This is a genomic window from Zavarzinia marina, assembly GCF_021568905.1.
In the GTDB taxonomy this organism is placed as follows: domain Bacteria; phylum Pseudomonadota; class Alphaproteobacteria; order Zavarziniales; family Zavarziniaceae; genus Zavarzinia; species Zavarzinia marina.
Map to the genome: position 1 here is coordinate 508799 of NZ_JAKGSB010000001.1, position 24093 is coordinate 532891.

Genomic DNA, 24093 nt, shown 5'->3' on the forward strand with positions numbered 1-24093 from the left:
GTATTCCTATTTCTGGTCGCGCCAGAGGCGCAGGGAGAGGTCGCGGATATCGGCGGCACGCAGCGCGCCGGGCGAGCCGACGGGCAGGGCCGCCTCCGCCCGCTGGGCCTGCTGATAGGCGTCCTCGAGCTTGCCGGTCAGCATGAAGCGCTCCGCCGAGGCCAGCGCCGCCATGCCGATATTGTCCTGCCGGCCATAGGCGATGGCGAGCTGATACCAGGCCATGGAATTGTCCGGATCCTCGCGCGTGGCGATTTCGAGATCGCGGATGGCGGCCGCGGTCTGTTGCGGATCTTCCGTCGCGATCATGGCGCTGGCGAGGCCGACGCGGATCAGCGGTTCCTTCGGCGCCGCGCGGACCGCGAGGCGATAGGGTTCGATGGACTCGGCGATGCGGCCGTTCTCCAGCAGGCCCTGGCCCTTGAGCTCGAGGAAATAGGCATCGTTCGGATAGGACTGAAGCAGAAGATCGACCTCGTGGACGAAGCGCGGCACGTCCGGCTTGCGATAGAGCGCCACCACGCGGGCATAGCGGTCGGCGACGCTGGTCGAGGACGGGGGAATGGCGCGCAGCGTCGTCTCCGGATTGTCGATATAGCCGCGCAGCTTGCCCTGAATGCGCGCCAGCATCTCGACGAAGACGGGCGAGGCGGCGGAATCGCGATAGGGCGATTGTTCGACCCTGGTCGTCAGCGCCGAAATGCGCTCCGGCGTCAGCGGGTGCGTATAGACATAGGGGTTCAGGTCGGAACGGATGCGGAGCGCGTCGCGCTCGATGATCGACAGGAATTCCGCCAGGCCGCGCGCCGTGATGTGGAGCTTGTCGAGAAAGGTGATGGCGGCCTGATCCGCCGCCGATTCCTGGGTCCGCGAATACTTCAGGAAGCTGCGCTGCGCGACCTGGGACCCGCCCATCATGATGGCGGCGCCGGCGTCGCCACCGCCGCCGATCACCGCGATGGCGCCGAGCACGGTCGCGATGATCTGCTGGATCGAGGCATTGCGCAGGGCCTCGGTGCTGCGCACCAGGTGGCCGCCGGCGATATGGCCGGTCTCGTGGGCGATGACGCCCAGCAATTGTTCGGGGGTTTCCACGGCGCGCAACAGGCCTGTGTTCAGGAACAGGTTCTGGCCGCCGGCGACGAAGGCGTTGAGGGTCGGATCCTGGATCAGGATCACGCGCACGGCCGAGGCGTCGAGTCCGGCGGCCTGGAAGATCGGTTCCGCCATGGCGCGGATATAGGCCTCGGTCTCGGCGTCGCGGATCAGGGACAGGGAACGGCCCTGGGCGGCGGCCGACAGCGGCCAGAATCCGGCTGCGGCGGTCGCCAGCGCAGCCATGAGTGCGATCGCGGTCCGCAGGGCCCGTGCGGCCCGAAAGATTCCCGCCCGACGGTCTCGGGTGGGGGCAGACATCGACGTCAAAATGCAGTTCTCCGAATTGTCCGCCCTAGCCCCGGGGGGAAGCTAGCACAAAGAAAAGGGGCGGCCCATGGCGCAATTATGACGCCCTGGACCGCCCCCGGATCGTTGCCGATCTGACGCCGCGCGGCGCCCGCCTCAGGAGTCGAAGCGGCGCTGCCACCAGCCCCGGCGCGGCGCGCGGGGGGCTTCCGTCGCCGGCGCGGTGCCGGCGACGATGGTCTCGACGGGCTTGTTCACAGGCTCTTCCTCGGCCGGCGCGGCGGCGCCATCCGCCTCGACCTCGGGGCTGACGGTCTCGGGGAACAGCGTGTCGGCCGTGGCCGCCGGTTCGGGCGACGGCGATTCCTTGGCCATGGCCGGCTCCGCCGCCGGAATATCCAGCGGGGGTTCCGCCGGCGCTTCCGGAACGGGTTCGGGGGCCGGGGCCTCGGCCACGGTTTCGGCCACGTCGACTTCGGCGGCGACGGCTTCCGCCGCCACCGGCGCGTCGTCCACCCGGGCGGCGGACAGGGCGGCCTCGATGGCGTCCGCGGTCAGGGCGTCGCCCTCGTCGATGATCGGGATATGGGTGACCAGGACGGTCGGATCCTCGGCCTCGGCCTCGGCGTCCGCGTCGGTGCCGGAAGCCGCTGCCTCGTCGCCATCGGTCCGGCGGCGGCGGCCACCACGGCGGCCCCTGCGACGGCGGCGGCGGTTGCCGTCCTCGCCCGTCTCGCCATTGTCGGCGTCGGTCTCGGCGTCACCGTCCGAGCCGTCCTCGCCCTCGGCGCCGCCGGCTTCGCTCTCGCTCTCCGCGTCGCCTTCGGCCGCCTCCTGGGCGCCTTCACCGTTTTCCTTGTCCTTGCCGCGACGACGGCGGCGGCGACGGCGGCGCTTGCTGCCGTCGCCGTTCTCTGCATCGCCGCTGCCCTCGGTCGCGCCTTCGCTCTCGGCTTCGGCGTCCTCCGCCTCGACGTCGTCCTCGACCGGGTCCTCGTCCTCGAGGTCGGGCATGGGGAAGGTGCCGGAGCGGATCGCCAGCACCGCCTCGGGCACCGGGGTGCTGCGGTTGGCCAGGCGCTCGATGCGGAATTCGGGCGCGATCAGGCTCTCGTCGATCTCGATGTAGATCTTGAAGTCGTAGCGTTCCTCGAGGGAGCGCAGCGCCTCGCGCTTGTGGTTGAAGATGTAGAGGGCGATCGCCTCCGGCACCTTGACCGCGATCTTCGAGGCGCGCTCGCGCATGCCTTCGTCCTCGATGCCGCGCAGCACGTGGAGCGCGGTCGATTCCGTCGACCGCACGAGGCCGATGCCCCGGCAATGCGGGCAGGTGACGGTCGAGGCTTCGAGCAGCGACGGGCGCAGGCGCTGGCGCGACATCTCGAGAAGGCCGAAGGGCGAGATGCGGCCGATCTGGATGCGGGCGCGATCCGACTTCAGGCAGTCCTTCATCTTGCGTTCGACCGCGCGGGCATTGCGCTGGTCTTCCATGTCGATGAAGTCGACGACGACGAGGCCGGCGAGATCGCGCAGGCGAAGCTGGCGGGCGATTTCCTCCGCCGCTTCCAGATTGGTCTTGGTCGCCGTCTCCTCGATGTTGTGCTCACGCGTGGCGCGGCCCGAGTTGACGTCGATCGAGACCAGCGCCTCGGTCGGGTTGATGACGATGTAGCCGCCCGAGCGCAGGTGCACCGTCGGGTTGAACATCTGGTCGAGCTGGTTCTCGATCTGGGCGCGGTGGAACAGGGGCACCCGGTCGCGATAGAGCTGCACGTGCTTGGCGTGGCTCGGGATCAGCATGCGCATGAAATCCTTGGCCTGGCGGTAGCCTTCCTCGCCGTCGACCTGGATTTCGTCGATATCCTTCGAATAGAGATCGCGGATCGCGCGCTTGATCAGATTGCCTTCCTCGTAGACGAGGGCGGGGGCCGCCGACTTCAGGGTCAGCTCGCGCACCGAATCCCACATGCGCAGCAGATATTCGTAGTCGCGCTTGATCTCGGGCTTGGAACGGTTCAGGCCGGCCGTGCGCATGATCACGCTCATGCCCTTCGGCACCTCGAGTTCCGAGGTGATCGACTTCAGGCGCTTGCGGTCGGCCGGGTTCTGGATCTTGCGCGAAATGCCGCCGCCGCGCGGCGAATTCGGCATCAGCACGCAATAGCGCCCGGCGAGCGAGAGATAGGTGGTCAGCGCGGCGCCCTTGTTGCCGCGCTCCTCCTTCACGACCTGCACCAGCATGATCTGCCGGCGCTTGATCACTTCCTGGATCTTGTAGGAGCGGCGCGGGCGGAAGCGCGGACGCGCCGGCTGTTCGGCCGCCGTCTCGTCGGCCGTGGCGCTCTCGCCATCCTCGTCGTCGCCGGCCGGGAACACGGGCATGGGATCGAAGGCGGTCGTCTCTTCGGTCTGCGCCGCGTCGTCGGTCCTGGCTTCGACCGGCTCGGCTTCGGCGGGCTCGGCTTCGGTCGTTTCGGCCTGGGGGGCCTCGGCCTGCGGTTCTTCGGCCTGGGCTGCGTCGGCCTGAGCTGTTTCGGCCTGAACTGCTTCGGGCGCCTCGGCGTCCGCCGGCATCTCGATCACGGCTTCGGCTTCCGTTTCGGCCGGGGCCTCGGCGGCGTCTTCCTTCGGCTTGGCGGCGGCGGGGGCAGGGGCCTCGGTGTCGGGCGCATCGCCGTCGGCGGGCATGCCTTCGAGGATGGGGTCCTCGAATTCCGCGTCGGCGGCCATGCGGGAATCGTCGTCTTCGTCGTCGCCGCCGTTCTGATCGTCGTCGTCGTCATCGTCGGCGCCGACCAGCTCGGTCTCGGTGTCGACCTCGACTTCCTCGATCAGGCCATCGTCGTCGCCGTCCTCGTCGTCCGACGATGCTTCGGCGGCGCCTTCACCCTCGGCGCCTTCGTCCTCGTCGTCGTCCTCATCCTCGTCGGCATGGGCGGCGGCTTCCTCCTCGAGGAGGGCCTGCCGGTCCGCGACCGGGATCTGGTAGTAGTCCGGGTGGATTTCGGAGAAGGCCAGGAAGCCGTGGCGGTTGCCGCCATACTCGACGAAGGCCGCCTGGAGCGAGGGCTCCACGCGGGTGACCTTGGCCAGATAGATATTGCCCTTGAGCTGCTTCTTGTTCGCGGACTCGAAGTCGAATTCTTCAAGCCGGTTGCCGCGCACCACGACGACCCGGGTTTCCTCCGGATGCGTGGCGTCGATGAGCATGCGGGTTGCCATCAGGTGACTCTCCTCGACCCCGGACGGACGGCGGATGAGACGCCGGAACCTGTCGCGGGGCGGGTTGGGCACAGACAGCCTTGCACGTGGTCGTCCCCGGGCACGTGGTCGTTCCCGGAACCCGGGCGTTGCGCACGGGTTCGGTCATGAAGCGCGGGGATCGGCAGCCACCGAAGCTACGGCGGCGGGCATGCACGATGCGCAGACCCTGGGCGCTACCGGCAACGGCCCGTCCGGCGGGAGCGCCGGGGCGATTTGCTTCGGAAAGGGCCAACTCTAGGTCTGACGACACGGGCGAAAACTTGTCTGTGCGGGTGAAATTTCGGGATTGAAAGAGCGTTGTCGTAAAGGCGCCTGCCGCCGTCGTTTCCCGACTTCGCCGATCCAGCCCCCCGGACTTCCCAGCCCCAGGGATGCTTTCGCGGTCGGTACGCGACGAATCTTGTCCACTGCGCCAACCGATGAACTGCGGAGTCCCGCGCGGCGGGACCTTACAAGACGGATTCGATTGGCGGATTTCGACCGGTGCCTTAATCGCGACGGCAACAATATGACGCGCGAAACAATACGGCAACGTTTATTCGCGCGCCGGCAGGCGCGCCGGGGCGGGTAAGAGGATAGGGGCGCGGTGCCTCGATGGTGATGCAGCCATGCCACAGCCCCGCCATATTCCTGGACGAAGGTCCGCAATCATCATCAATGGGATATAAGACGGCGCAGACGGGTCCATGCAACGGCGATACATGCGCTTCCTCGGTCTGATTTTCGGAGCTTTCGCGATCCTCGCGGTGGTCGCTCTTCTGGGCGGCCTCTGGGTGGTCCACCACTATTCGCGCGATCTGCCCGACTATCGCCAGCTCGCGGTCTACGAACCGCCGGTCACGACCCGCCTCCACACGGGCGACGGCTCCCTGCTGGCCGAATACGCCCGCGAACGGCGCCTCTTCGTGCCCATTGCGCAGATCCCGCCCCGGGTCATCGGCGCCTTCCTCTCGGCCGAGGACAAGGACTTCTACAGCCACGGCGGCATCGACTTCACCGGCGTGATCCGGGCGATCTTCACCAATCTGCGCAACATCGGCAGCGACCGCCGCCCGGTCGGCGCCTCCACCATCACCCAGCAGGTGGCGAAGAACTTCCTCCTCGGCAATGAAGTCTCCTACGGCCGCAAGATCCGCGAGGCGATTCTGACCTTCCGGATCGAACGCGCCTTCTCCAAGGACCGGATCCTCGAGCTCTATCTGAACGAGATCTATCTCGGCATGGGCTCCTATGGCGTCGCCGCCGCCTCGCTGAATTATTTCGGCAAGGCGCTCGACGAATTGAGCGTGGCCGAGATCGCCTATCTGGCGGCGCTGCCCAAGGCGCCGTCGAACTATCACCCCGTGCGCCGGCGCGAAGCCGCGACGGCCCGGCGCAACTGGGTTCTCGACCGCATGTACGAGGATGGCCGCATCACCCGCACCGAATGGGAAGAGGCGAAGGCGACCCCCCTCGAGACGACCGAGGGGCACCGAGGCAATACCACCAGTGCCGAATATTTCGCCGAGGAAGTGCGCCGCGAGATCGTCTCCCTCTATGGCGAGGACTCGCTCTATGAAGGCGGTCTCAGCGTCCGCACCAGTCTCGATCCCAAGATGCAGGCCATGGCCGACAAGGCCCTGCACGAGGGCATGATCGACTACGACCGGCGCCATGGCTGGCGCGGCCCGATCACCCGCATCAAGCGCGCGGAAGGCACCGACTGGGCGACCGCCCTGGTCGAGGTGCCGGCGCCCGCCGGCCTATCGGCCCCCGGCATCGGGTCCTGGCGCCTCGCCGTCGTCACCGGCGTCGACGGCAATGCCGCCGCCATCACCCTCGCCGACGGCGAGACGGGCCGCGTGCCCATGGCCGAAATGAAATGGGCCCGGGCCGCGACCACGGGCCAGCATGTCGGCCCCGCGCCGCAGAAACCCGCCGACGTGGTCCGCGCCGGCGACGTGATCGCGGTCGAGGCGCTCCAAAAGGCGGGCGACTACGGCCTGCGGCAGATTCCGAACGTCGGCGCCGCCCTTGTCGCCCTCGATCCCCATACCGGCCGCGTGCTCGCCATGGCCGGCGGCTGGTCCTTCGGCGAAAGCCAGTTCAACCGCGCCACCCAGGCCAAGCGCCAGCCCGGTTCGACCTTCAAGTCCTTCGTCTTCGCGACGGCGCTCGAATCCGGCCTCACGCCCTCGACCCTGGTCATGGACGGGCCCTTCACCGCCGACCAGGGCCCCGGCCTGCCGCCGTGGCGCCCGTCGAACTATGCCCATGATTTCCTCGGCCCGATCACGCTCCGGGTCGCGCTCGAGAAGTCGCGCAACCTGGTGACCGCGCGGCTCGCCTACTACCTCGGCATGGACCGGGTGAAGGCGCTGGCCGAGCGTTTCGGCGTGGTCACCGACATGCCGCCCTATCTGGCCATGTCGCTCGGCGCGGGCGAGACCACCTTGCTGCGCATGACCGCCGCCTACGGCGAATTCGTGAACGGCGGCAAGAAGATCACGCCCAGCCTGATCGACCGCATCCAGGACCGGCGCGGCCGCACGATCTTCAAGCACGACATGCGGCCCTGCGACGGCTGCATCGCCGCCAGCTACAACGGCCAGCCGCCGCCGAGCATCCCCGATACGCGGCCCGAGGTGATCGATCCCGGCACCGCCTATCAGATGGTCTCCATCCTTCAGGGTGTCGTCGAGCGCGGCACGGGCGGGCGCGTGCGCGCCGTCGGCAAGCCCCTGGCGGGCAAGACCGGCACGTCCAACGACTACAAGGATGCCTGGTTCATCGGCTTTTCGCCCGATCTCGTGGCCGGCGTCTTCTTCGGCTTCGACCAGCCCCGCTCCCTCGGCCGGGGCGAGGCGGGCGGTTCGGTCGCCGCGCCGGTGTTCCGCGATTTCATGAAACAGGCCCTGGCCGACAAGCCGGCCCTGCCGTTCCGCATTCCGCCGGGGTTGCGCCTTGTGCGCGTCAACCCCAGGACCGGCGCGCCGGCCGCACCCGGCGAGCGCGCCATCTTCGAAGCCTTCAAGCCGGGCACCGAACCCTTCGGCCCGCGCCCCGTGCTGGACGGTTCCGAGGAGGCGGGCTTCCACGGCGGCGGCCTGTTCGACGATCCGCTGGCGAACGACTACATGGGCGCGGGCGGTGTGCCGCCGGTGCTGCCGGGCGCCGTCTCCTCGCCCGCCTCGGCCGGCGATACCTCGACCGGCGGCCTCTATTGAAGTCGGCCGGGTTGTCGGCCGGGGCATAAACCGCTATACCGGCCGCCTTCATTTTTCACGTGTTGGAACCATGCGCGCCGACGTCGAATCCCTGAACGCCGAAATCAAGCAGTCCCTGGAACTGCTGAGGAGGCATCTTTGACTGGGACGTTGCCAACGTCCGTCTCGAAGAACTGAACGCCCGGGTCGAGGATCCGGATCTCTGGAACGATCCCGCGGAAGCGCAGAAGATCATGCGCGAACGCACCCGCCTGGACGACGCCATCGGCGCCTATCGCCGGCTGGAAGCCGAATTGGGCGACACCCTCGAACTCGCCGAAATGGCGGAGGGCGAGGGGGACGAAGCCCTGGTGGACGAAGCCGTCGCCAACCTGAAGCGACTCCGTGACGAGGCCGGCGAGGCCGAGGTCAAGGCCCTGCTCTCGGGCGAGGCGGACGGCAACGACACCTATCTCGAAGTGAACGCCGGCGCCGGCGGCACCGAAGCCCAGGACTGGGCCGAGATGCTGCTGCGCATGTACACCCGCTGGGCCGAGCGCCGAGGCTACAAGGTCGAACTGATCGAGGACAGCCCGGGCGAACAGGCTGGCCTGAAGAGCGCGACCATCCTGGTCAAGGGCCTGAACGCCTATGGCTGGATGAAGACGGAATCGGGCGTGCACCGCCTGGTCCGGATCTCGCCCTTCGATTCCAACGCAAGGCGCCAGACAAGCTTCGCCTCGGTCTGGGTCTATCCGGTCGTGGACGACACGATCGAGGTGGAGATCCTGGACAAGGATCTGCGGGTCGATACCTATCGCGCCTCGGGCGCGGGCGGCCAGCACGTCAACAAGACGGATTCGGCCATCCGCATCACTCACATGCCGACCGGCATCGTCGTCGCCTGCCAGAACGACCGTTCGCAGCACAAGAACCGCTCGACCGCCATGGCCATGCTGAAGGCGCGCCTCTACGAGCGCGAGCTGCAGATCCGCGAGGCGGCGGCACAGGCCCAGGAGGAGACCAAGACGGCGATCGGCTGGGGCCACCAGATCCGCTCCTACGTCCTGCAGCCCTATCAGATGGTCAAGGACCTGCGTACCGGTGTCGAGACGTCGGACACCCAGGGCGTGCTGAACGGCGACCTCGACCGTTACATGGCGGCAGCACTCGCCGCCCGCGTCGAAGGCGGCGGGGCGGAGATCAGCGACCTCGACTGATCGGGACCGTCGGAAAGAAGGCGCCGCCCGTGAGCGGCGCCTTTTTCTGTTTCAGGGATTGCCGGTGACGACGAGGGCGGGTTTCGCGCCCTCAGGCGGCTTGGCCGCTTCCGTCTTCGGCTCGGCCGACTGGTCCTTGGGGGCCGAGCGCGGCTTCAAGTGGCCGTCGATGCGGGCACCGGATTCGACGCCCAGGGTGTCGTGCAGGATGTCGCCGGTGATCACCGCCGTGGCGGCCAGTTCGACCACGGCGGCGACGATCCGGCCGTCGATCCGGCCACGGACGTGAACCGTCTCGGCCTTCACTTCGCCCTTCACCGTGCCGTCCTCGCCCAGCGTCAGGGTCCGGCAGGCGATGTCGCCCTTGACCGTGCCGTCGACCTGAAGGTCTCCGCTGGACGCGAGATTGCCTTCGATCGTCAGATTCTCCGCCAGGACGGAAGGCCGCTGCACCGCGTCAGGGCGCCGGTTCCGGCTTGGCTTCGACTGCTGCTTGCTGCTCTCGCTCTTCTTGAACATGGCGGCCTGCCTCGATGAAGCGGAGGGGGTCACGGGGCACGTCGTCGAACCGTACCTCGTAGTGGAGATGCGGACCGGTGGAGCGGCCCGAATTGCCGAGCTTGCCGACGGTATCGCCGACCTCGACCTTGTCGCCCACCTTCACCGACACGCGGCTGAGATGGGCATAGGTGGTTTCGATGCCGAAGGCGTGGCGCACGCGTACCATGCGGCCATAGGCGCCGGCCCAGCCGGCGCGGATCACTTCGCCCGGCGCGGTGACATGGACCGGCGTGCCGACGGGGCCCCGGAAATCGGTGCCGGCGTGGAAGGCCAGGCGGCCGTTGATCGGGTCGCGGCGATTGCCGAAGCGCGAGCTGATGTCGACCTCGTCGACCGGCTCCGCCAGGGGCATGACCGGCAGGGCGGCGCGCAGCGCGTCGAGGCGCTGGATGCCGGTGGCGAGCGCGGTCAGGCGCGCGTCGACGATCGTCGGACGTTCGTTGTCGGTGAGCGCGATGAAGGGCCCGCCGACTTCCGCGTCGTCCCCGCTGACGAGACGTTCGATGTCGATGCCGATGGCGCCGAGGTGGCCTTCGAGCCGCGCGAGCTGATTGTTGGTGACCGGGGCAAGACGGGCCACGAGCTCGCCCTGGATGAGTTCGAGCGTGGCGATCCTGTCCTTGAGCACCGTCGCCTGACGGTCGCTCGACGCCGCCCTGTCGCGCAGCAGCCCGCCCTGTTCCTCGAGGGCGGCGATGCGGTCTTCCGCGACCTGCAGGCTTTCCTCGACGCGCCAGCGCTTGAGGTAGCTGGTCGCCAATTCGTTCTCCAGCGTCATCGCGACGTCCGAGGTGGCGATGCGGCTCTCCTCGCTGTTCTCGACGATGGTCTGGAGGCGGGACGCGGCGGCCAGGGCCTCGTCGCGTTCCCGCACCCGGCGGGTCAATTCCTTGTCGAGCGAATTGCGGGCGAGAATGGCGCGGTCACGCTCGTCCTGCAGGGCGGCGATGGTGCGCTCTAGGCGTTCCACTTCATCCGACTGCGCGTCGTTGCGGGTCTCGAGGCGCGCGATGGTGGCGTCGCGCGCGGCGATAATGTCCTGTTCGGCGAGGGTGCGATAGGAGGCATGGACGAACCAGCCGAAGGCTGCGAGTCCGACCGCGAGCACGGAGACCTGCGCCCCGCGCGAAACCCTGACCCATCTGACGCCCCAGGGATCGCGGACGGCGATGTCACGCGGCGCGAACCAACCGGTGCGTGAGGGAAGCGTCTTCGGAATCCTGGCGTCGTTCGACATCGACGTCTGTACCTGCCCCTTCTGCACGAGGGGACATAGGCAACAGATTACGTCGCGGATGTCAACGAATGCGGGATTTCTGACGCTAAAACAGGCCGGATTCGCCTGGATTCAGAGGGCGCGGGCCGCCTCCAGCACGGCTTCGGCATGACCCTTCACCTTCACCTTGCGCCACACCCGGGCGATGCGACCCGTGGCATCGATCAGGAAAGTCGCGCGCTCGATGCCCATGTAGGTCTTGCCGTAATTCATCTTCTCGACCCAGACGCCGTAAGCCTCGGTCACCGTGCCGTCGGTGTCGGCGCCGAGCACCACCGACAGCTCGTGTTTCCGGGTGAACTTGTCATGGGCGGCGATACTGTCGCGCGAGACGCCGACGACGGTGGTGCCGGCGGCCTCGAAGTCGGCGGCCATCGCGGTGAAATCCTTCGCCTCGGTGGTGCAGCCCGGCGTGTCGTCCTTCGGGTAGAAATAGAGGACGACCTTCCGGCCCGACAGTCCGGCCAGGGAGACCTCGCCGCCGCCGCCGGTCGGCAGGGTGAAGTCGGGCGCCATGTCGCCCGCGACGGGACCTGTGCTCATGATCAATTCTCCATCGGTCGAAGGCCGCCGGTGCCGGCGCCGCTGTTCGGAACATAGGCGGCGTCGGGATCGCCGACCAGGGCAATGAAACAGGCCCGGGTGCGCGCCTGCAGGTCGTCCAGCGCCGCTTCCAGGGCCGCGAAATCGGCGACCTGGGCGTGACGGACCAGAAGCGCCTGCAAGGGCGCCGGCGCGCCGTCGACGTCGGAGCCGTCGCCCGCCGTCAGGCGCAGCACGGCGGACAGGCCCGCCTGCAGGGCGAGGGCGCGGCGCAACAGGTCGCGCTCGCCGAGCGCCAGCAGGCCCTGCGCGGCCAGGAGTTCGATCATCGCCGCCGTCGCCGTCGGCAGGGGGGCGGGTCCGAGGTCGGGCGCGGCCGCCAGGAACAGGGTCTGGACGATGAATTCGATGTCGATCAGGCCGCCCGGACGCAGCTTCAGGTCCCATCGCCCGCGCGCCGGCCGGTCCTTTTCCATCCGCCCGCGCATCGCTGCCATGTCGAGGCGCAGCCGCTCGGGATCGCGGCGGCGGCGCTTCAGGCCGTCGATCATGCTCTCCGCCTCGGCGGCGAAATCCGCACTGGTGGCGGCGATCAGGCGGGCCCGGCTGAGGGCCAGGTGTTCCCAGGTCCAGGCCTCGCCCTCGTAATATTGCGCGAAGGCGGAGAGACCGGCGACCAGCGGGCCGTGGCTGCCGGCCGGGCGTAGCGCGACGTCGACCTCGTAGAGGCTGCCTTCGGCGGTCAGGGCCGAGAGGGCCGAGATCAGGCGCTGGCCGAGGCGCGTGTAATAGATCCCGGGCGACAGCGGCTTCGGGCCGTCCGATCCCTGGGTGCCGGCCGGCACATGGCACAGGAAGACGAGGTCGAGGTCCGAGGTCAGGGTCATCTCCCGCCCGCCCAGCTTGCCGAAGCCGACGACGGCGAAACTGCCGCCCGGCACGACGCCATGGGCCGCGGCGAACTGGAGGGCCGTGGCGGCGACGAGGCGCTCGATCACAAGATCGGCGACCAGGGAGAGGGCGGCGCCGGCCTCGTCCTGATTGGTCAGGCCGCGCAGCAACTGGATGCCGACGGCGAAGCGCTTGTCGGCGGTCCAGCGGCGCACGGAGTCCAGCAGGTCCTGGTAATCGAGGACATCGCAGAGTGCGGTATCGAAATCGCGGCGGAGATCCGCCGCCGCGTCGGTCAGGGGCCGCAGCGCCTCGCCGGCGGCGACGGAATCGAGCAGGCCGGGCCGGCGCGACAGCACGTCGGCCAGATAGGGCGCCGCGCCCATGATTTCGGCCAGGAGGTCGAGGAGGGCGCGATTGGCGTCGAGCAGGGAGAAGAGCTGGACCCCGGCGGGCTGGCGCGACAGGAACTGATCGAAGCGCAGCAGCGCGAGATCGGGCTCGGCCGATTTTGCCAGCGCCTCGACGATGACCGGCGTCAGGCCGTCGGCCAGCGCCCGCGCCCGTTCGTGGCGGAAGCAGCGATAGCGCCCGACGCGCCAGCCGTGGACGAGGCCGGCGGCCTTCACCGGTTCGCGAAAGCCGAGGTCGGCGAGATGGGCGGCCAGGGCCTCTTCCCCCGGCGGCAGAACCGCTTCCTCGGCGTCGCGGGCGGCATCGGCATCGCCGGCGAAGAGGGCGCCGAAACGGCTCTCGATCGCCGCGAGATGGCCAAGCAGGGCGGCGCGGAAATCCGCCACGTCGTCATAGCCCATGAAACGCCCGATGCGGGCGATGCCGGCGGCGTCGGTCGGCATGCTGTGGGTCTGGGCGTCGTCCACCATCTGCAGGCGGTGTTCGAGGTGGCGCAGGAAGCAGTAGCCGGCGACCAGGACATCGTGATCCTCCGCCGTCAGGCGCTCCATCTCGCGCAGCCGGTCGAGCATGGCGAGTGTGCCGGCCTGGCGCAGTGCCGGCTCGCGCCCGCCGGAGATGAGCTGCTGGATCTGGACGAAGAATTCGACCTCGCGGATGCCGCCGGGGCCGAGTTTCACGTCCTGGCCCTCGACCGCGATTTCGCCGTGGCCGTGGTGGTCGCGGATCCGCTCCTTCATGCGCTGGATGTCGCGGACGGCGGCGAAGTCGAGATGGCGGCGCCAGACGAAGGGGCGGATACCGGCGAGGAAGGCATGGCCGGCCGCCTTGTCGCCCGCGACCGGCTTCGCCTTGATCATGGCCGAACGTTCCCAGTTCTGGCCGAGGCTCTGGTAGTAGATCTCGGCGGCGTCGGTCGAGATCGCCACCGGCATGGCGCCGGGATCGGGGCGGAGCGCCAGATCGACGCGGAAGACGTAGCCGTCCTTCGTGCGCTCCTGCAGGATCTTCACCATTGTCTTGGTGACGCGGACATAGGTTTCCGTCGGCCCGCGCTTCTGGGTGGGGCGCGCGACCTCGCTGTCGTAGAAGACGATGAGGTCGATGTCGGACGAATAATTCAACTCGCCCGCGCCCAGCTTGCCCATGCCGAGGATGACGAGGCCCGATTCCCGCTCCGGATCGTCGTCATGGGCGAGGGTCAGTTCGCCCAGCCGGGCGCCGAGGCGCAGGGCATGGGCGGCCGCGGCCGAAAGGGCCCGTTCGGCGAAGTCGGACAGCGCAATCGTGGTGCGCATCACCGGCCAGCCCTCGACCAGATCGCCATGGGCCGCCGCCAGGGCCAACCGGGCCTTGGCCCGGCGCAGATGGCGCATCAGCGATTCGATGTCGAGGGGGGCGGTCAGGGCGGGCGACATATCGTCCCGCACCCGCGCCAGCAGGGCGTCGGCGCCGCCGTCCGCCAGGATCGCCAGGGCTTCGGGATCGCGCCGCACGATCCCCGTCAGATAGGGGCTGTAGGCGCCGAAGAGGCGCAGAACCGCTTGGAGTCCGGGATGTCCGCCGAGGTCGGGGACGGCGCCTGTCGCGGCGAAATCATCGACCGGGCGGTCCGCCGCGGCGTCGCCCGGGGGCGGGGCGCAGGGCGGTCGGGCGGGCAGTCCGTAATTCACGCTCGCTAAACCTCTAACGTGCTAGGGTCGAACACGCTGCTGTCTTGGGCCATGCGCGTCAAGCGGCGGTGCCATCGTTTTCACCGCCTTCGTTTTCACCGGCATCCGTCATGGGGCCGTCATCCGTCACGGGGATTGGGAATTGGTTCGCCGCGCGTCCCGTGTTGCCGCCCACGTCTTCGGCGCCTTTCTGACCGCCTTTCTGATCGCCGCCGTCGGCATCGCGCTGCGCCTTGCCATGGGGCCGATTTCCCTCGGCTTTCTGTCGCCGATGGTGGAGGACGGTTTCGCCGGCAATCCCGACGGGCTGACGCTCTCGGTGGGCGACACCGTCCTGGCCTGGAACGGTATCGACAACGACATCGCGCTGCAGGTCGTCGGCCTCGAGTTGCGGGACAGGAACGACGCCCTGGTGGCCCGCCTGCCCAAGGCCGACATCAATCTCTCCGCCCGTGCCCTGCTGGAAGGCACGCTGGCGCCGACCGGCGTGGCCGTGCCGGACGCGGAATTGCGCATCCACCGTACCCCGGACGGCGCGGTGCGGATGGGCTTCGGCGGCGGCATGGCGGCGACGCCGCTGCCGATAGACGAACCGGCGGCCGACGTGGCGCCGCTGCGCCCGGTCATGGACCTGCTGCGGCGCGGGCCCGGCAATGCCCCGGCGCTGCGCTGGCTGGAGCGTCTGTCCCTGGAGCGCGCCCGCGTCGTCGTCGAGGACGAGGTGACGGCCCGGCGCTGGATCGCCGGCGATGCCAATGCCGAAGTCCGCCGGGACGCGGATGGCGCCGTCGAGATCGCCGTGCGGGCGGATCTCGCCAGCGCCGGCGAGACGGTGGCGATCCGTGCCCTGGGGCGCATGGCGGCGGGCGACGGGGGCGGCCTTTCCCTCGACGTCGAATTCGCCGGCCTGGTGCCGGCCCTGTTCGATGCCGGCGGCGCCACGCTCGGCCCGGCGGCCGGCATCGTCATGCCGCTGTCCGGCAAGCTCGAAGCCACGGTCGGGGGCGACGGCGAAATCGCCACGGTCGGCTTTATGCTGGATGCCGGGGAAGGCGGCCTCGACCTGCCGCAACTCTTTCCCGAAGGCCTGACCCTCGATTCGATCCGCCTGGCCGGGCGCTACGACGGGCCGGCGGCACTCGTCACCCTGGACGCGCTGGAGGTGACGCGCGGCGACTTTCGCCTGGAGGCGGCGGGCAGCGCCAGCCTCGGGCCCGAGGGCCTCGGTCTCGACATGGAGGTGCGCCTGCCCAATGCGCCGATCGACGATCTGGGCACGGTCTGGCCCGTCGCCATGTCGGTCAACGGCCGGCGCTGGGTGATGCAGAACGTGCGCGGCGGCGCGCTGACCGGCGGCGTCTTCACCGTGAAGCTGCCGCCCGGCGGCCTTGACGCCGAAGAGACGCCGGCGGACCTGCTGTCGGGCGATTTCCGGGTCAAGGGCGCGGCCACCACCTATATCGACGGCCTGCCGCCGGTCGCGGACATGAGCGTGAAGGGCCATGTCACCGCCGACGACCTCACCATGGCGATCGATGGCGGCCGGGTCGACATGGGCGAGGACGGTGTGGTCACCCTCACGGCCGGGGCGGCCAAGGTGACCGAATTCAACGCGCCGGACCAATATGCCGACATCTCCTTCACCGCGACCGGCCCCGTCCGTGCCGCCATGGCGCTGATGAACCGGAAGCCCCTCGGCTATGCCGACAAGATCGGCATGACGCCGGCGGCACTCTCCGGCGTTCACGAGACGACGGCGCGCTTCGTCCTGCCCCTGGTCGCCGATCTCGATCTCGACAATCTGAAGTTCGATACCACCAGCAGGATCGACGGCCTCGGCATCGCCGGCGTCGTCGGTCCGCTCGATCTGACGGCGGGCACGGTCGCCATCAAGGTCGATCAGACCCATGCGGAAGGCACGGGGCGCGCCCAGCTCGCCGGGGCACCGCTCGACCTCGACTGGCGGGAGAGTTTCCGTCCCGGCGCGGACGGCATCACCACGCGGCTTTCGGCGACCGGCACCTTCGACGAGGATCTGCGCCACAAGCTCGGCTTCGATGCCGGCACGCGTCTGACCGGCCCGGTGATGGGTCGGGTGACTCTGGAAGGGCGGGGCCAGAAGATCGCCGCCATCGAAGGCATGATCGATCTGACCAGGGCGGCGATCGCGCTGCCCGAGGCAGGCTACGCCAAGCCGGCCGGGGTGCCGGGCGACGTCTCCTTCCGGGTCGCGCCGGGCAAGGACATGATCCGGGTCGAGAATCTACGGGCCAAGGCGCCGGATCTCGACCTGGTCGGCGCCGCCACCCTGTCGTCCGCCGGCATTCCCCTGAATCTCGTGGTCAGCCGGGTGCGTTTCGGCCGGAACGAATTCTCCCTGAACATGGCGCGGACGGCGGTCGGCCAGCGCTATCAGTTGAGCATGCGGGGCAAGACCCTGGACCTGTCGCCCTATCTGGCGCTGGACGCGCCCGAGCGCCTGCCGGAATCCGAGCGCCCGGACCCGAGCGCGCCGGACCGCATGCCGGACTTCGATTTCGAGTTGGCGCTGGACCGCGTGATCCTGGACGAAGGCACATCGATCACCGCGCTGGAGGCGACGGGCGATCACGGTGCCGGCCTCTGGCGCAGCATCACCGCCAGGGGCGCGCTGGGGCCGACGCGGGCACCGCTGCATTTCCGTCTGATCCCGGGGCAGGGGCGGCGCACCCTCGATGTCGCCGCGGGCGATTTCGGCGCCATCGCCCGCGCCCTGGGCCTCTATTCCGACTTCCTGGGCGGCGATCTCCGCTTCACCGGCGCCATCGACGACACCAGGCCCAACCGGCCTCTGACCGGCAGTCTCGAAGTGAAGAATTTCGAGATCGTGCGGGCGCCGGTGCTCGCCAAGATCCTGACCCTCGGCTCGCTCACCGGCATCGCCGAGACGATCGGCGGCGAAGGCATCAGTTTCGAGGCGCTGCGCGCCGACGTCCGCATGGACAGCGACGTGCTGCGCATCGACAAGGCGCGGGCCTACGGCAATTCGATCGGCATGACGCTGGCCGGGACTTACGACACCTGGGGCCGGTCGGTCAGCGTCGGCGGCACCATCGTGCCGTCCTATGGCATCAACCGTTTCCTCGGCTCCATCCCGCTGGTCGGCGACATCCTGACCGGCGGTGACGGCGGCGGGCTGTTCGCCTTCAACTACAATGTCGTCGGCGCGGTGGAGGATCCGTCGGTCACGGTCAACCCGCTGTCGGCGCTGGCGCCCGGCATCCTGCGCGACATCGTCTCGGCCATCGACGGCACCGACAGCGCGGCGGACGCCGACGCGCCGCCGGTGATCGACGTTCCCCAGAAATAGGCGTTCAGGCGAAGCTGAAGTCGAGGCCGATGTCGAGGGACGGGGCCGAATGGGTCAGCCAGCCGAGCGACAGCATGTCGACGCCGCTGGCGGCATAATCCGCGACCATCTCGGGCCGGATACCGCCCGAGGCTTCGGTGATCATGCGCCCGCCGACCATGGCGACCGCCTGGCGCAGCACCTCCGGGCCCATGTTGTCGAGGAGCACGGCATCGACCGGGCGTTTCATCAGGACCGCGAGCTGGTCGAGGCTGTCGACCTCCACCTGGACCTTCACCATATGGCCGACCCTTCCGCTCTTAAGCCGGTCGAGCACGGCGTCCAGCCCGCCGGCGGCGGCGATGTGGTTGTCCTTCACCAGGATGCCGTCGTCGAGGCCGAAGCGGTGATTGATGCCGCCGCCGACGCGGACGGCATATTTCTCGATCGCGCGAAGGCCCGGCGTGGTCTTTCTGGTGCAGGCGACGCGGGCACCATGGCGGGCGGCGGCCTCGGCGGCGCCGCGCGTCACCGTGGCGATGCCCGACAGGCGCTGCAGGATGTTGAGGGCGACGCGCTCCCCGGTCAGGACGGCGCGGGCCGGGCCCTCGACGACGGCGACGACGTCACCCGCCTTGGCGTCCGATCCATCCGGCAGGCGCACCTCGACCGCGATCTCGGGCGAGACCAGGCGGAAGGTCTCGACGGCCATGGGCAGGCCGGCGACGCGGCCGTCGTGACGGAAGCGAACTTCGGTCCGGGCCCGCGCCGTCGCCGGCACGGTCACTTCCGAAGTGAGGTCGCCGGCAAGGCCCAGATCCTCGGCCAGGGCTGCCTTCAGCAGCGATTCATAGACGAGGAACGGCGGCGGGCTGACGTCGAGCATGAGACTGGATCCGGAAGAGGTCATTCGGCGGCGAGGCGGCTGACCGCCGACAGGCCGATGGTGTCGAGATGAGCGCCCGTCGCGTCGAGGGTCACGGTCTGGCGGCGCAGCCACAGGGGATCGGCCGCCGGATGGTCGATGCGGGCATGCGCGCCCCGGCTTTCGGTGCGCGACAGCGCCAGCAGGGCGACCAGCCGGCCCACGGTGACCAGATTGCGCAGCTCGACGGCGGCCCGGATGGCGGTCAGGTCACCGCCGTCCGTGGACGCGCGCGCCGCGGCGTCGATCTCGCGCGCCAGCCCGTCGAGCCCTTCGAGGGCGCGGCGCAGGCCCGCCTCGTCGCGCAGCATGCCGACGTCCGCCATCATCTGGCGGCGCAAGCGGGCGCGGAGCGGGGTCGCGACGGCGGGCGCGATCGAGGGCGCTTCGGCGACCGGCGGCAGGGTGCGGGCGACGCCCGCACCGTCGACCAGCATGGCAAGCGCGGTACGCCGGCCGGCGACGCAGGCTTCGAGCAGGGAATTGGAGGCGAGACGGTTGGCGCCGTGAACGCCGGTGCCCGAAACCTCGCCGCAGGCATAGAGGCCGGGCAGGGTACTGCGGCCTTCGCCGTCCACCATCACGCCGCCCATGTGGTAATGGGCCGCCGGGGTAACCGGCACGGGATCGGCGAAGGGATCGAGGCCGGCGGCGCGGCAGGTTTCGATCGCCTGCGGGAAATGGGCGGCGCCGTCACCGGCGAGCGCGGGGCGAAGGTCGAGATAGACGCGGCCGTTGGCGCGGATTTCGGCGTCGATGGCACGGGCCACGACGTCGCGCGGGGCGAGATCGCCCTGGGGATGCTTGCCGGCCAGCAGCGGGGTCTTGGCGTCGGCGGCCAGCAGGCGGGCGCCGGCGCCGCGCAGCGCCTCGGTCAGCAGGGGCAGGGGTTCCTGACCATCCGCCAGCAGGGCGGTCGGGTGGAACTGCATGAATTCCAGATCGACCAGGGTGGCGCCGGCGCGGGCGGCCAGGGCCAGGCCGTCGCCCGTCGCCTCCGGCGGATTGGTGGTATGGGCCCAGAGCCCGCCCAGACCGCCGGTCGCCAGCATGACCCGGCGGCAGCGGATCACCATGGCACCTTCGGCGTCCTGGACCGCGAGGCCGGCGACATGGCCGCCGTCGACCAGCAGGTCGGTGGCGATGGTCTCGGCCATGACCGTGATCGAGGGCGTGGCACGGACCCGCGCGGCCAGCGCGGTCACGACGGCACGGCCCGTGCGGTCGCCGTCGGCATGGGCGACGCGGGCGCAGGAATGGGCACCCTCGCGCCCCAGCAGCAGGTCGCCGGTGGCGGGGTCGACGTCGAAGGGCACGCCCAGGTCGCGCAGCACGGCGATGGCCTGGGGGCCGCCGTCGGTCAGGCGCGCGACGGCGACGGGATCGCACAAGCCGTCGCCCGCCGCCATGGTGTCGCGGGCGTGATCGGACGGGCGGTCGCCCGTACCGATCGCGGCCGCGATGCCGCCCTGGGCGTGCAGGCTGGAGCCGCCCTCGATGCCGGCGGTCTTGGTGACCAGCACCACGCGCCGGGGCGCGAGGCTCAGGGCCGCCGACAGGCCGGCGAGGCCGGAGCCGACGATGACGATATCCGCATCGAACTGGCGCATCTCACGCACTCCCGAGACGATGGGCCGGATCAGCGCCGGCCGACAGCGATCATCCGTTCGACCGCCAGGCGGGCGCGATCGGCCACCTGGGGATCCACTTCCACCCGGGGTTCCAGGGTTTCGAGGGAATGCAGGATCTTGGGCAGGGTGATCTTCTTCATGTGCGGGCACATGATGCAGGGGCGGACGAATTCCGTCGTCGGCGAGGCGGCGGCGATATTGTCCGACATGGAGCATTCGGTGATCATGAGGACGCGCGGCGGCTTCTCGTCGCGGACATAGTCGATCATCTTGGCGGTGGAACCGGCGAAATCGGCTTCCGCGATCACCTCGGGCGGGCATTCCGGATGGGCGATGACGATCAGGTCGTCATAGGCGCGGCGGAAGCGGCGGATCTCGGCGGGCGTGAACCGCTCGTGAACCTCGCAATGGCCCTTCCAGGTCAGGATCTTCACCTTGGTCTGGGTCGCGATCCAATTGGCCAGATATTCGTCCGGCAGGCACAGCACGCGCTCCGCCCCCAGGCTCTCGACCACTTCGACCGCATTGCCCGAGGTGCAGCAGATGTCGCTTTCCGCCTTCACCTCGGCCGAGGTGTTGACATAGGTGACCACCGGCGCATCCGGATAGGTTTCGCGCAGCAGGCGGATGTCGGCGGCCGTGATGGATTCCGCGAGCGAGCAGCCGGCGCCCATGTCGGGCATCAGCACGATCTTCTCGGGGTTCAGCAGCTTCGCCGTCTCGGCCATGAAGTGGACGCCGGCCATGACGATCACATCCGCGTCCGTCTCGGCGGCGCGCTTGGCGAGCGCCAGGCTGTCGCCGACGATGTCGGCGACGCCGTGGAAGATCTCGGGCGTCTGGTAATTGTGGGCCAGGATGACCGCGTTCTTTTCCTTCTTCAGGCGGTTGATGCGCGCGATGAAGGGGGCGTGCTGGCGCCACTCGTCCTCCGGCAGGACCCGTTCCATCTTGGACCAGATGCCGGCGGTCGCGGCGGCCACTTCGGGGGTGAAGGGCAGGGCGGTGGCGAATTCGGCCTGAGCATTCATGTTCATGGCGTTCCTCGTCGGAGGGGGCGCTCTTGTCGGGGGCGCAGAGGCGTTTAATGCTCAACTTGAGCATATTCTAGATATGCTCATATCGAGCATAATCAAGCCTGTCAAGAAAATGTCGTCTTGTGGGATGGGCCGCCGGTCAGGGTTTCCGCGGGTGCAGGGCTGAAACGGGAAGGGTGCACCGCACCCCGTCAGGGTGCGGTGCCGAAGATTCAGCTGTAGACGAATTCCGCGCCGTCGAGGTCGATGGCGGGCAGGGTCTTGCGTTCGGTCCAATAGTCCTGGGTGTGCTGCCATTCGGGCTTGTCGCCGCGCTTCGGCAGCAGATGCATGGAGCGCATCAGATAGCCCGGATTGAAATTCTCGTCGTCCATCCACGGCAGCAGCGGCATGTTGGAATCCTGGGGCCGCAGCCTGACCTCGACCTTATGCGCGCCCTTTTCCTTCATGTGGTTCAGCAGCCGGCAGACGAAATCGCCGATCAGATCGGCCCTGAGCGTCCAGGAGGCGCGAAAATAGCCGAAGATCCAGACGAGGTTCGGCAGGCCCGTGAACATCATGCCGCGATAGGTGACGCTCTCGGCGAAATTCAGCGGCGCGCCGTCCACCGTGAAGGCGATGTCGCCGAGGACGCTGAGGTTGAAGCCGGTCGCGGTGACGATGATGTCCGCCTTCAGGTCCTTGCCGGATTTGGTGCGGATGCCGGTCTCGGTGAAGGTTTCGATCTCGTCGGTGACGACGCTGGCCTTGCCCGACTTGATGCCCTGGAACAGGTCGCCGTCGGGCACGAAGGCGACGCGCTGCTGCCATGGCCGGTAGCGGGGCGTGAAGTGCTCCTTCACCGTTTCGTCGTCGAGATAGCCGCGCACGCCGTTGATCAGGAATTCCTTCATGGTGTCCGGCTGTTCAAGGCACAGCCGGGTCAGTTCCGCCTGATCGTGCAGGATCTTGCGCCTCGTGATCTCGTGGATCCAGGCATCATCGACCTCGAGCGCGCGGAGCTGTTCCGCCATGTCGTTGATGTTCTGCGCCGGCACGAAATAGGTGGGGGATCGTTGAAGCAGGGTGACATGCTTCGTCTTGCCGGCGATCGCCGGCACCAGGGTCGCGGCCGTGGCGCCGGAGCCGATGACCAGCACCTCCTTGTCGGCGTAGTCCAGATCTTCCGGCCAGGTCTGGGGATGGACGATGGTGCCCTTGTAGCGGTCCATGCCCGGCCAGTCCGGGGTGTAACCCTTTTCGTGGCGGTAGTAGCCTTGGCACATCCACAGGAACGGCGTGGTGAACCGCAGGCTCTCGCCCGTGTCGCCGCGCGTAACCTCCAGGGTCCAGAGATTGTCGGCGCTCGACCAGCTTGCAGATTTGATCCTGTGGCGATAGCGGATATGGGCGTCGATGGCGTTTTCCTCGATCACCTCGCCCATGTATTTCAGGATTTCCTCGGCGGTGGCGATGGGGGCGCCGGTCCAGGGCTTGAAACGATAGCCGAAGGTGAAGAGATCGCTGTCGGAGCGGATGCCGGGATAGCGGTGCGTGGTCCAGGTGCCGCCGAAGGTGTCGAGACCCTCCAGGATCACGAAACTGGTGCCCGGGCATTGGCTCTTCAGATGATAGGCGCCGCCCACGCCCGAAATGCCCGCGCCGACGATGATGACGTCGAAATGTTCGGCCGGCGCGGTCTCTCGATCGACCGTCCGGGCGAGTGCTGCCGTTGCCATGATCTGGCCCTCCCTCGATATTCTTGTGCGGCGACAAAGGTGACGCCTGCGTCATTTTTATCGGCCGAGCCTAACAGGGGCCATGATCGAGATCAATCGGCGCGGGCGGAGCATGGGCTGGCGGCAAACGCGCACTGGTCATCGGCGCCCGGCTTTGCGGTAATCGGAAGGCCGGTTTCGGTTGGAGAGTCCTCGATGCGTTTTTCCGTCAGCCATGAGACGCGCTACCGCTATTCGGTGCCGGTCGGTTTCGCGCCCCATGTCATCCGTCTGTCGCCGCGCCCCGACAGCGGTACGGTGCTGTTCCAGGCGATCGAGGTCGAGCCATTGCCCCTCGTGCGCGACGATCTGCTGGACCGCTACGGCAATCCCTTCACCCAGGTCAGTTTCGCGGGGCTGGCCGACCTGCTTCGGATCGAAAGCCGCTTCGAGGTGTTGACCGGCCTGTCGCGTCCGCCCGTCGGCCTGCTGCCACCCTTGCCCTGGCCGATCGATTTCGAGGGCGATCTGGCGCCCTATCTGGCGGGCGACGGGATCGAGCATACGGTGCGCCACTTCGCGGCCGAGCTGGCCGGCGCCGCCGGCTGGGACGCCCTCGGCTTCCTGAACCGCCTGACCGAGACCCTGTTCGCCCGGACCGACCGCCACGTCAGGATCGACGGCAACGCCCAGACCCCGGCCCATACGCTGGCGAGCGCGCGGGGCGCCTGCCGCGACCTGACGGTACTGTTCATGGCGGCCTGCCGCAGCCTCGGCATGCCGGCGCGCTTCGTCAGCGGCTATCAGTCGGAGGCGGAGAGTGTCGATGGCCAGCGCCATCTCCATGCCTGGCCCGAGGTACATCTGCCGGGCAGCGGCTGGTACGGCTTCGACCCGACCCATGGCCGCGCGGTCGGCGACGGCTATGTGGCACTCGCCGCCGCCCCGGACCAGGCCGCCACCATGCCGGTCGAGGGCGGCTTCTACGCCAATGGCGTCACCGTCACCCTGGATTACCGGGTGACGATCTCGACCAGCGCCTGA

At 68.8% G+C, this 24093-nt stretch carries 14 protein-coding genes; 4 read left to right on the forward strand and 10 right to left on the reverse strand.

Annotated elements, in window-relative coordinates; all coding sequences use genetic code 11:
* Positions 1-6 precede the first annotated feature (6 nt).
* Both L2U69_RS02455 and L2U69_RS02460 read right to left on the reverse strand, forming a co-directional pair.
* A complete protein-coding gene (locus L2U69_RS02455) occupies positions 7-1341 on the reverse strand; it encodes a M48 family metalloprotease (RefSeq protein ID WP_236104759.1) in 1335 nt (444 codons plus the stop codon).
* 219 nt (positions 1342-1560) lie between these two features.
* Positions 1561-4626, reverse strand: a complete 3066-nt coding sequence (locus L2U69_RS02460; RefSeq protein WP_236104760.1) for an Rne/Rng family ribonuclease — start codon at positions 4624-4626, stop codon at positions 1561-1563.
* Between the two features lie 728 nt (positions 4627-5354).
* On the opposite strand from L2U69_RS02460, the gene L2U69_RS02465 reads away from it, so the two are divergent.
* Both L2U69_RS02465 and prfB read left to right on the forward strand, forming a co-directional pair.
* Positions 5355-7874, forward strand: a complete 2520-nt coding sequence (locus L2U69_RS02465; RefSeq protein ID WP_236104761.1) for a penicillin-binding protein 1A — start codon at positions 5355-5357, stop codon at positions 7872-7874.
* 70 nt (positions 7875-7944) lie between these two features.
* Positions 7945-9073, forward strand: a protein-coding gene (gene prfB, locus L2U69_RS02470) for a peptide chain release factor 2 (RefSeq protein WP_236104762.1) whose coding sequence is annotated in 2 segments (ribosomal slippage) — positions 7945-8013 and positions 8015-9073 — 1128 coding nt in all. Because the reading frame shifts where the segments join, the coding sequence is not laid out codon by codon here.
* A gap of 51 nt (positions 9074-9124) precedes the next feature.
* Here the strand turns inward: prfB and L2U69_RS02475 are convergent.
* From L2U69_RS02475 to L2U69_RS02490, 4 genes are all read right to left on the reverse strand, one after another.
* Positions 9125-9592: a bactofilin family protein gene (locus tag L2U69_RS02475; protein WP_236104763.1), complete on the reverse strand. Its 468-nt coding sequence runs from the start codon at positions 9590-9592 to the stop codon at positions 9125-9127.
* Complete coding sequence (locus L2U69_RS19220; RefSeq protein WP_236104764.1) at positions 9531-10742, reverse strand: M23 family metallopeptidase; 1212 nt, start codon at positions 10740-10742, stop codon at positions 9531-9533. The genes L2U69_RS02475 and L2U69_RS19220 overlap by 62 nt, the downstream gene beginning before the upstream one ends.
* 240 nt (positions 10743-10982) lie before the next feature.
* Entirely contained in the window at positions 10983-11453 is a 471-nt protein-coding gene (locus tag L2U69_RS02485; RefSeq protein ID WP_236104765.1) for a peroxiredoxin, read from the reverse strand.
* Positions 11454-11455: 2 nt separating this feature from the next.
* Positions 11456-14431: a bifunctional [glutamine synthetase] adenylyltransferase/[glutamine synthetase]-adenylyl-L-tyrosine phosphorylase gene (locus L2U69_RS02490; RefSeq protein WP_236104766.1), complete on the reverse strand. Its 2976-nt coding sequence runs from the start codon at positions 14429-14431 to the stop codon at positions 11456-11458.
* A gap of 142 nt (positions 14432-14573) precedes the next feature.
* Between L2U69_RS02490 and L2U69_RS02495 the strand changes: the two genes are divergently transcribed.
* Entirely contained in the window at positions 14574-17780 is a 3207-nt protein-coding gene (locus L2U69_RS02495) for a DUF3971 domain-containing protein (RefSeq protein ID WP_236104767.1), read from the forward strand.
* 4 nt (positions 17781-17784) lie between these two features.
* On the opposite strand, the gene nadC is transcribed toward L2U69_RS02495, so the two are convergent.
* The 4 genes from nadC to L2U69_RS02515 form a co-directional block, all read right to left on the reverse strand.
* A complete protein-coding gene (nadC, locus tag L2U69_RS02500) occupies positions 17785-18645 on the reverse strand; it encodes a carboxylating nicotinate-nucleotide diphosphorylase (RefSeq protein ID WP_236104768.1) in 861 nt (286 codons plus the stop codon).
* Positions 18646-18665: 20 nt separating this feature from the next.
* Positions 18666-20294: an L-aspartate oxidase gene (locus L2U69_RS02505; RefSeq protein ID WP_236104769.1), complete on the reverse strand. Its 1629-nt coding sequence runs from the start codon at positions 20292-20294 to the stop codon at positions 18666-18668.
* A 29-nt stretch (positions 20295-20323) separates the two neighbouring features.
* A complete protein-coding gene (nadA, locus tag L2U69_RS02510) occupies positions 20324-21352 on the reverse strand; it encodes a quinolinate synthase NadA (protein WP_456243232.1) in 1029 nt (342 codons plus the stop codon).
* 212 nt (positions 21353-21564) lie between these two features.
* Positions 21565-23070, reverse strand: coding sequence for a flavin-containing monooxygenase (locus tag L2U69_RS02515; RefSeq protein ID WP_236104770.1), 1506 nt, complete (start codon positions 23068-23070; stop codon positions 21565-21567).
* A gap of 195 nt (positions 23071-23265) precedes the next feature.
* Here L2U69_RS02515 and L2U69_RS02520 point away from each other — a divergent pair, with 195 nt between their 5' ends.
* Complete coding sequence (locus L2U69_RS02520; RefSeq protein ID WP_236104771.1) at positions 23266-24093, forward strand: transglutaminase family protein; 828 nt, start codon at positions 23266-23268, stop codon at positions 24091-24093.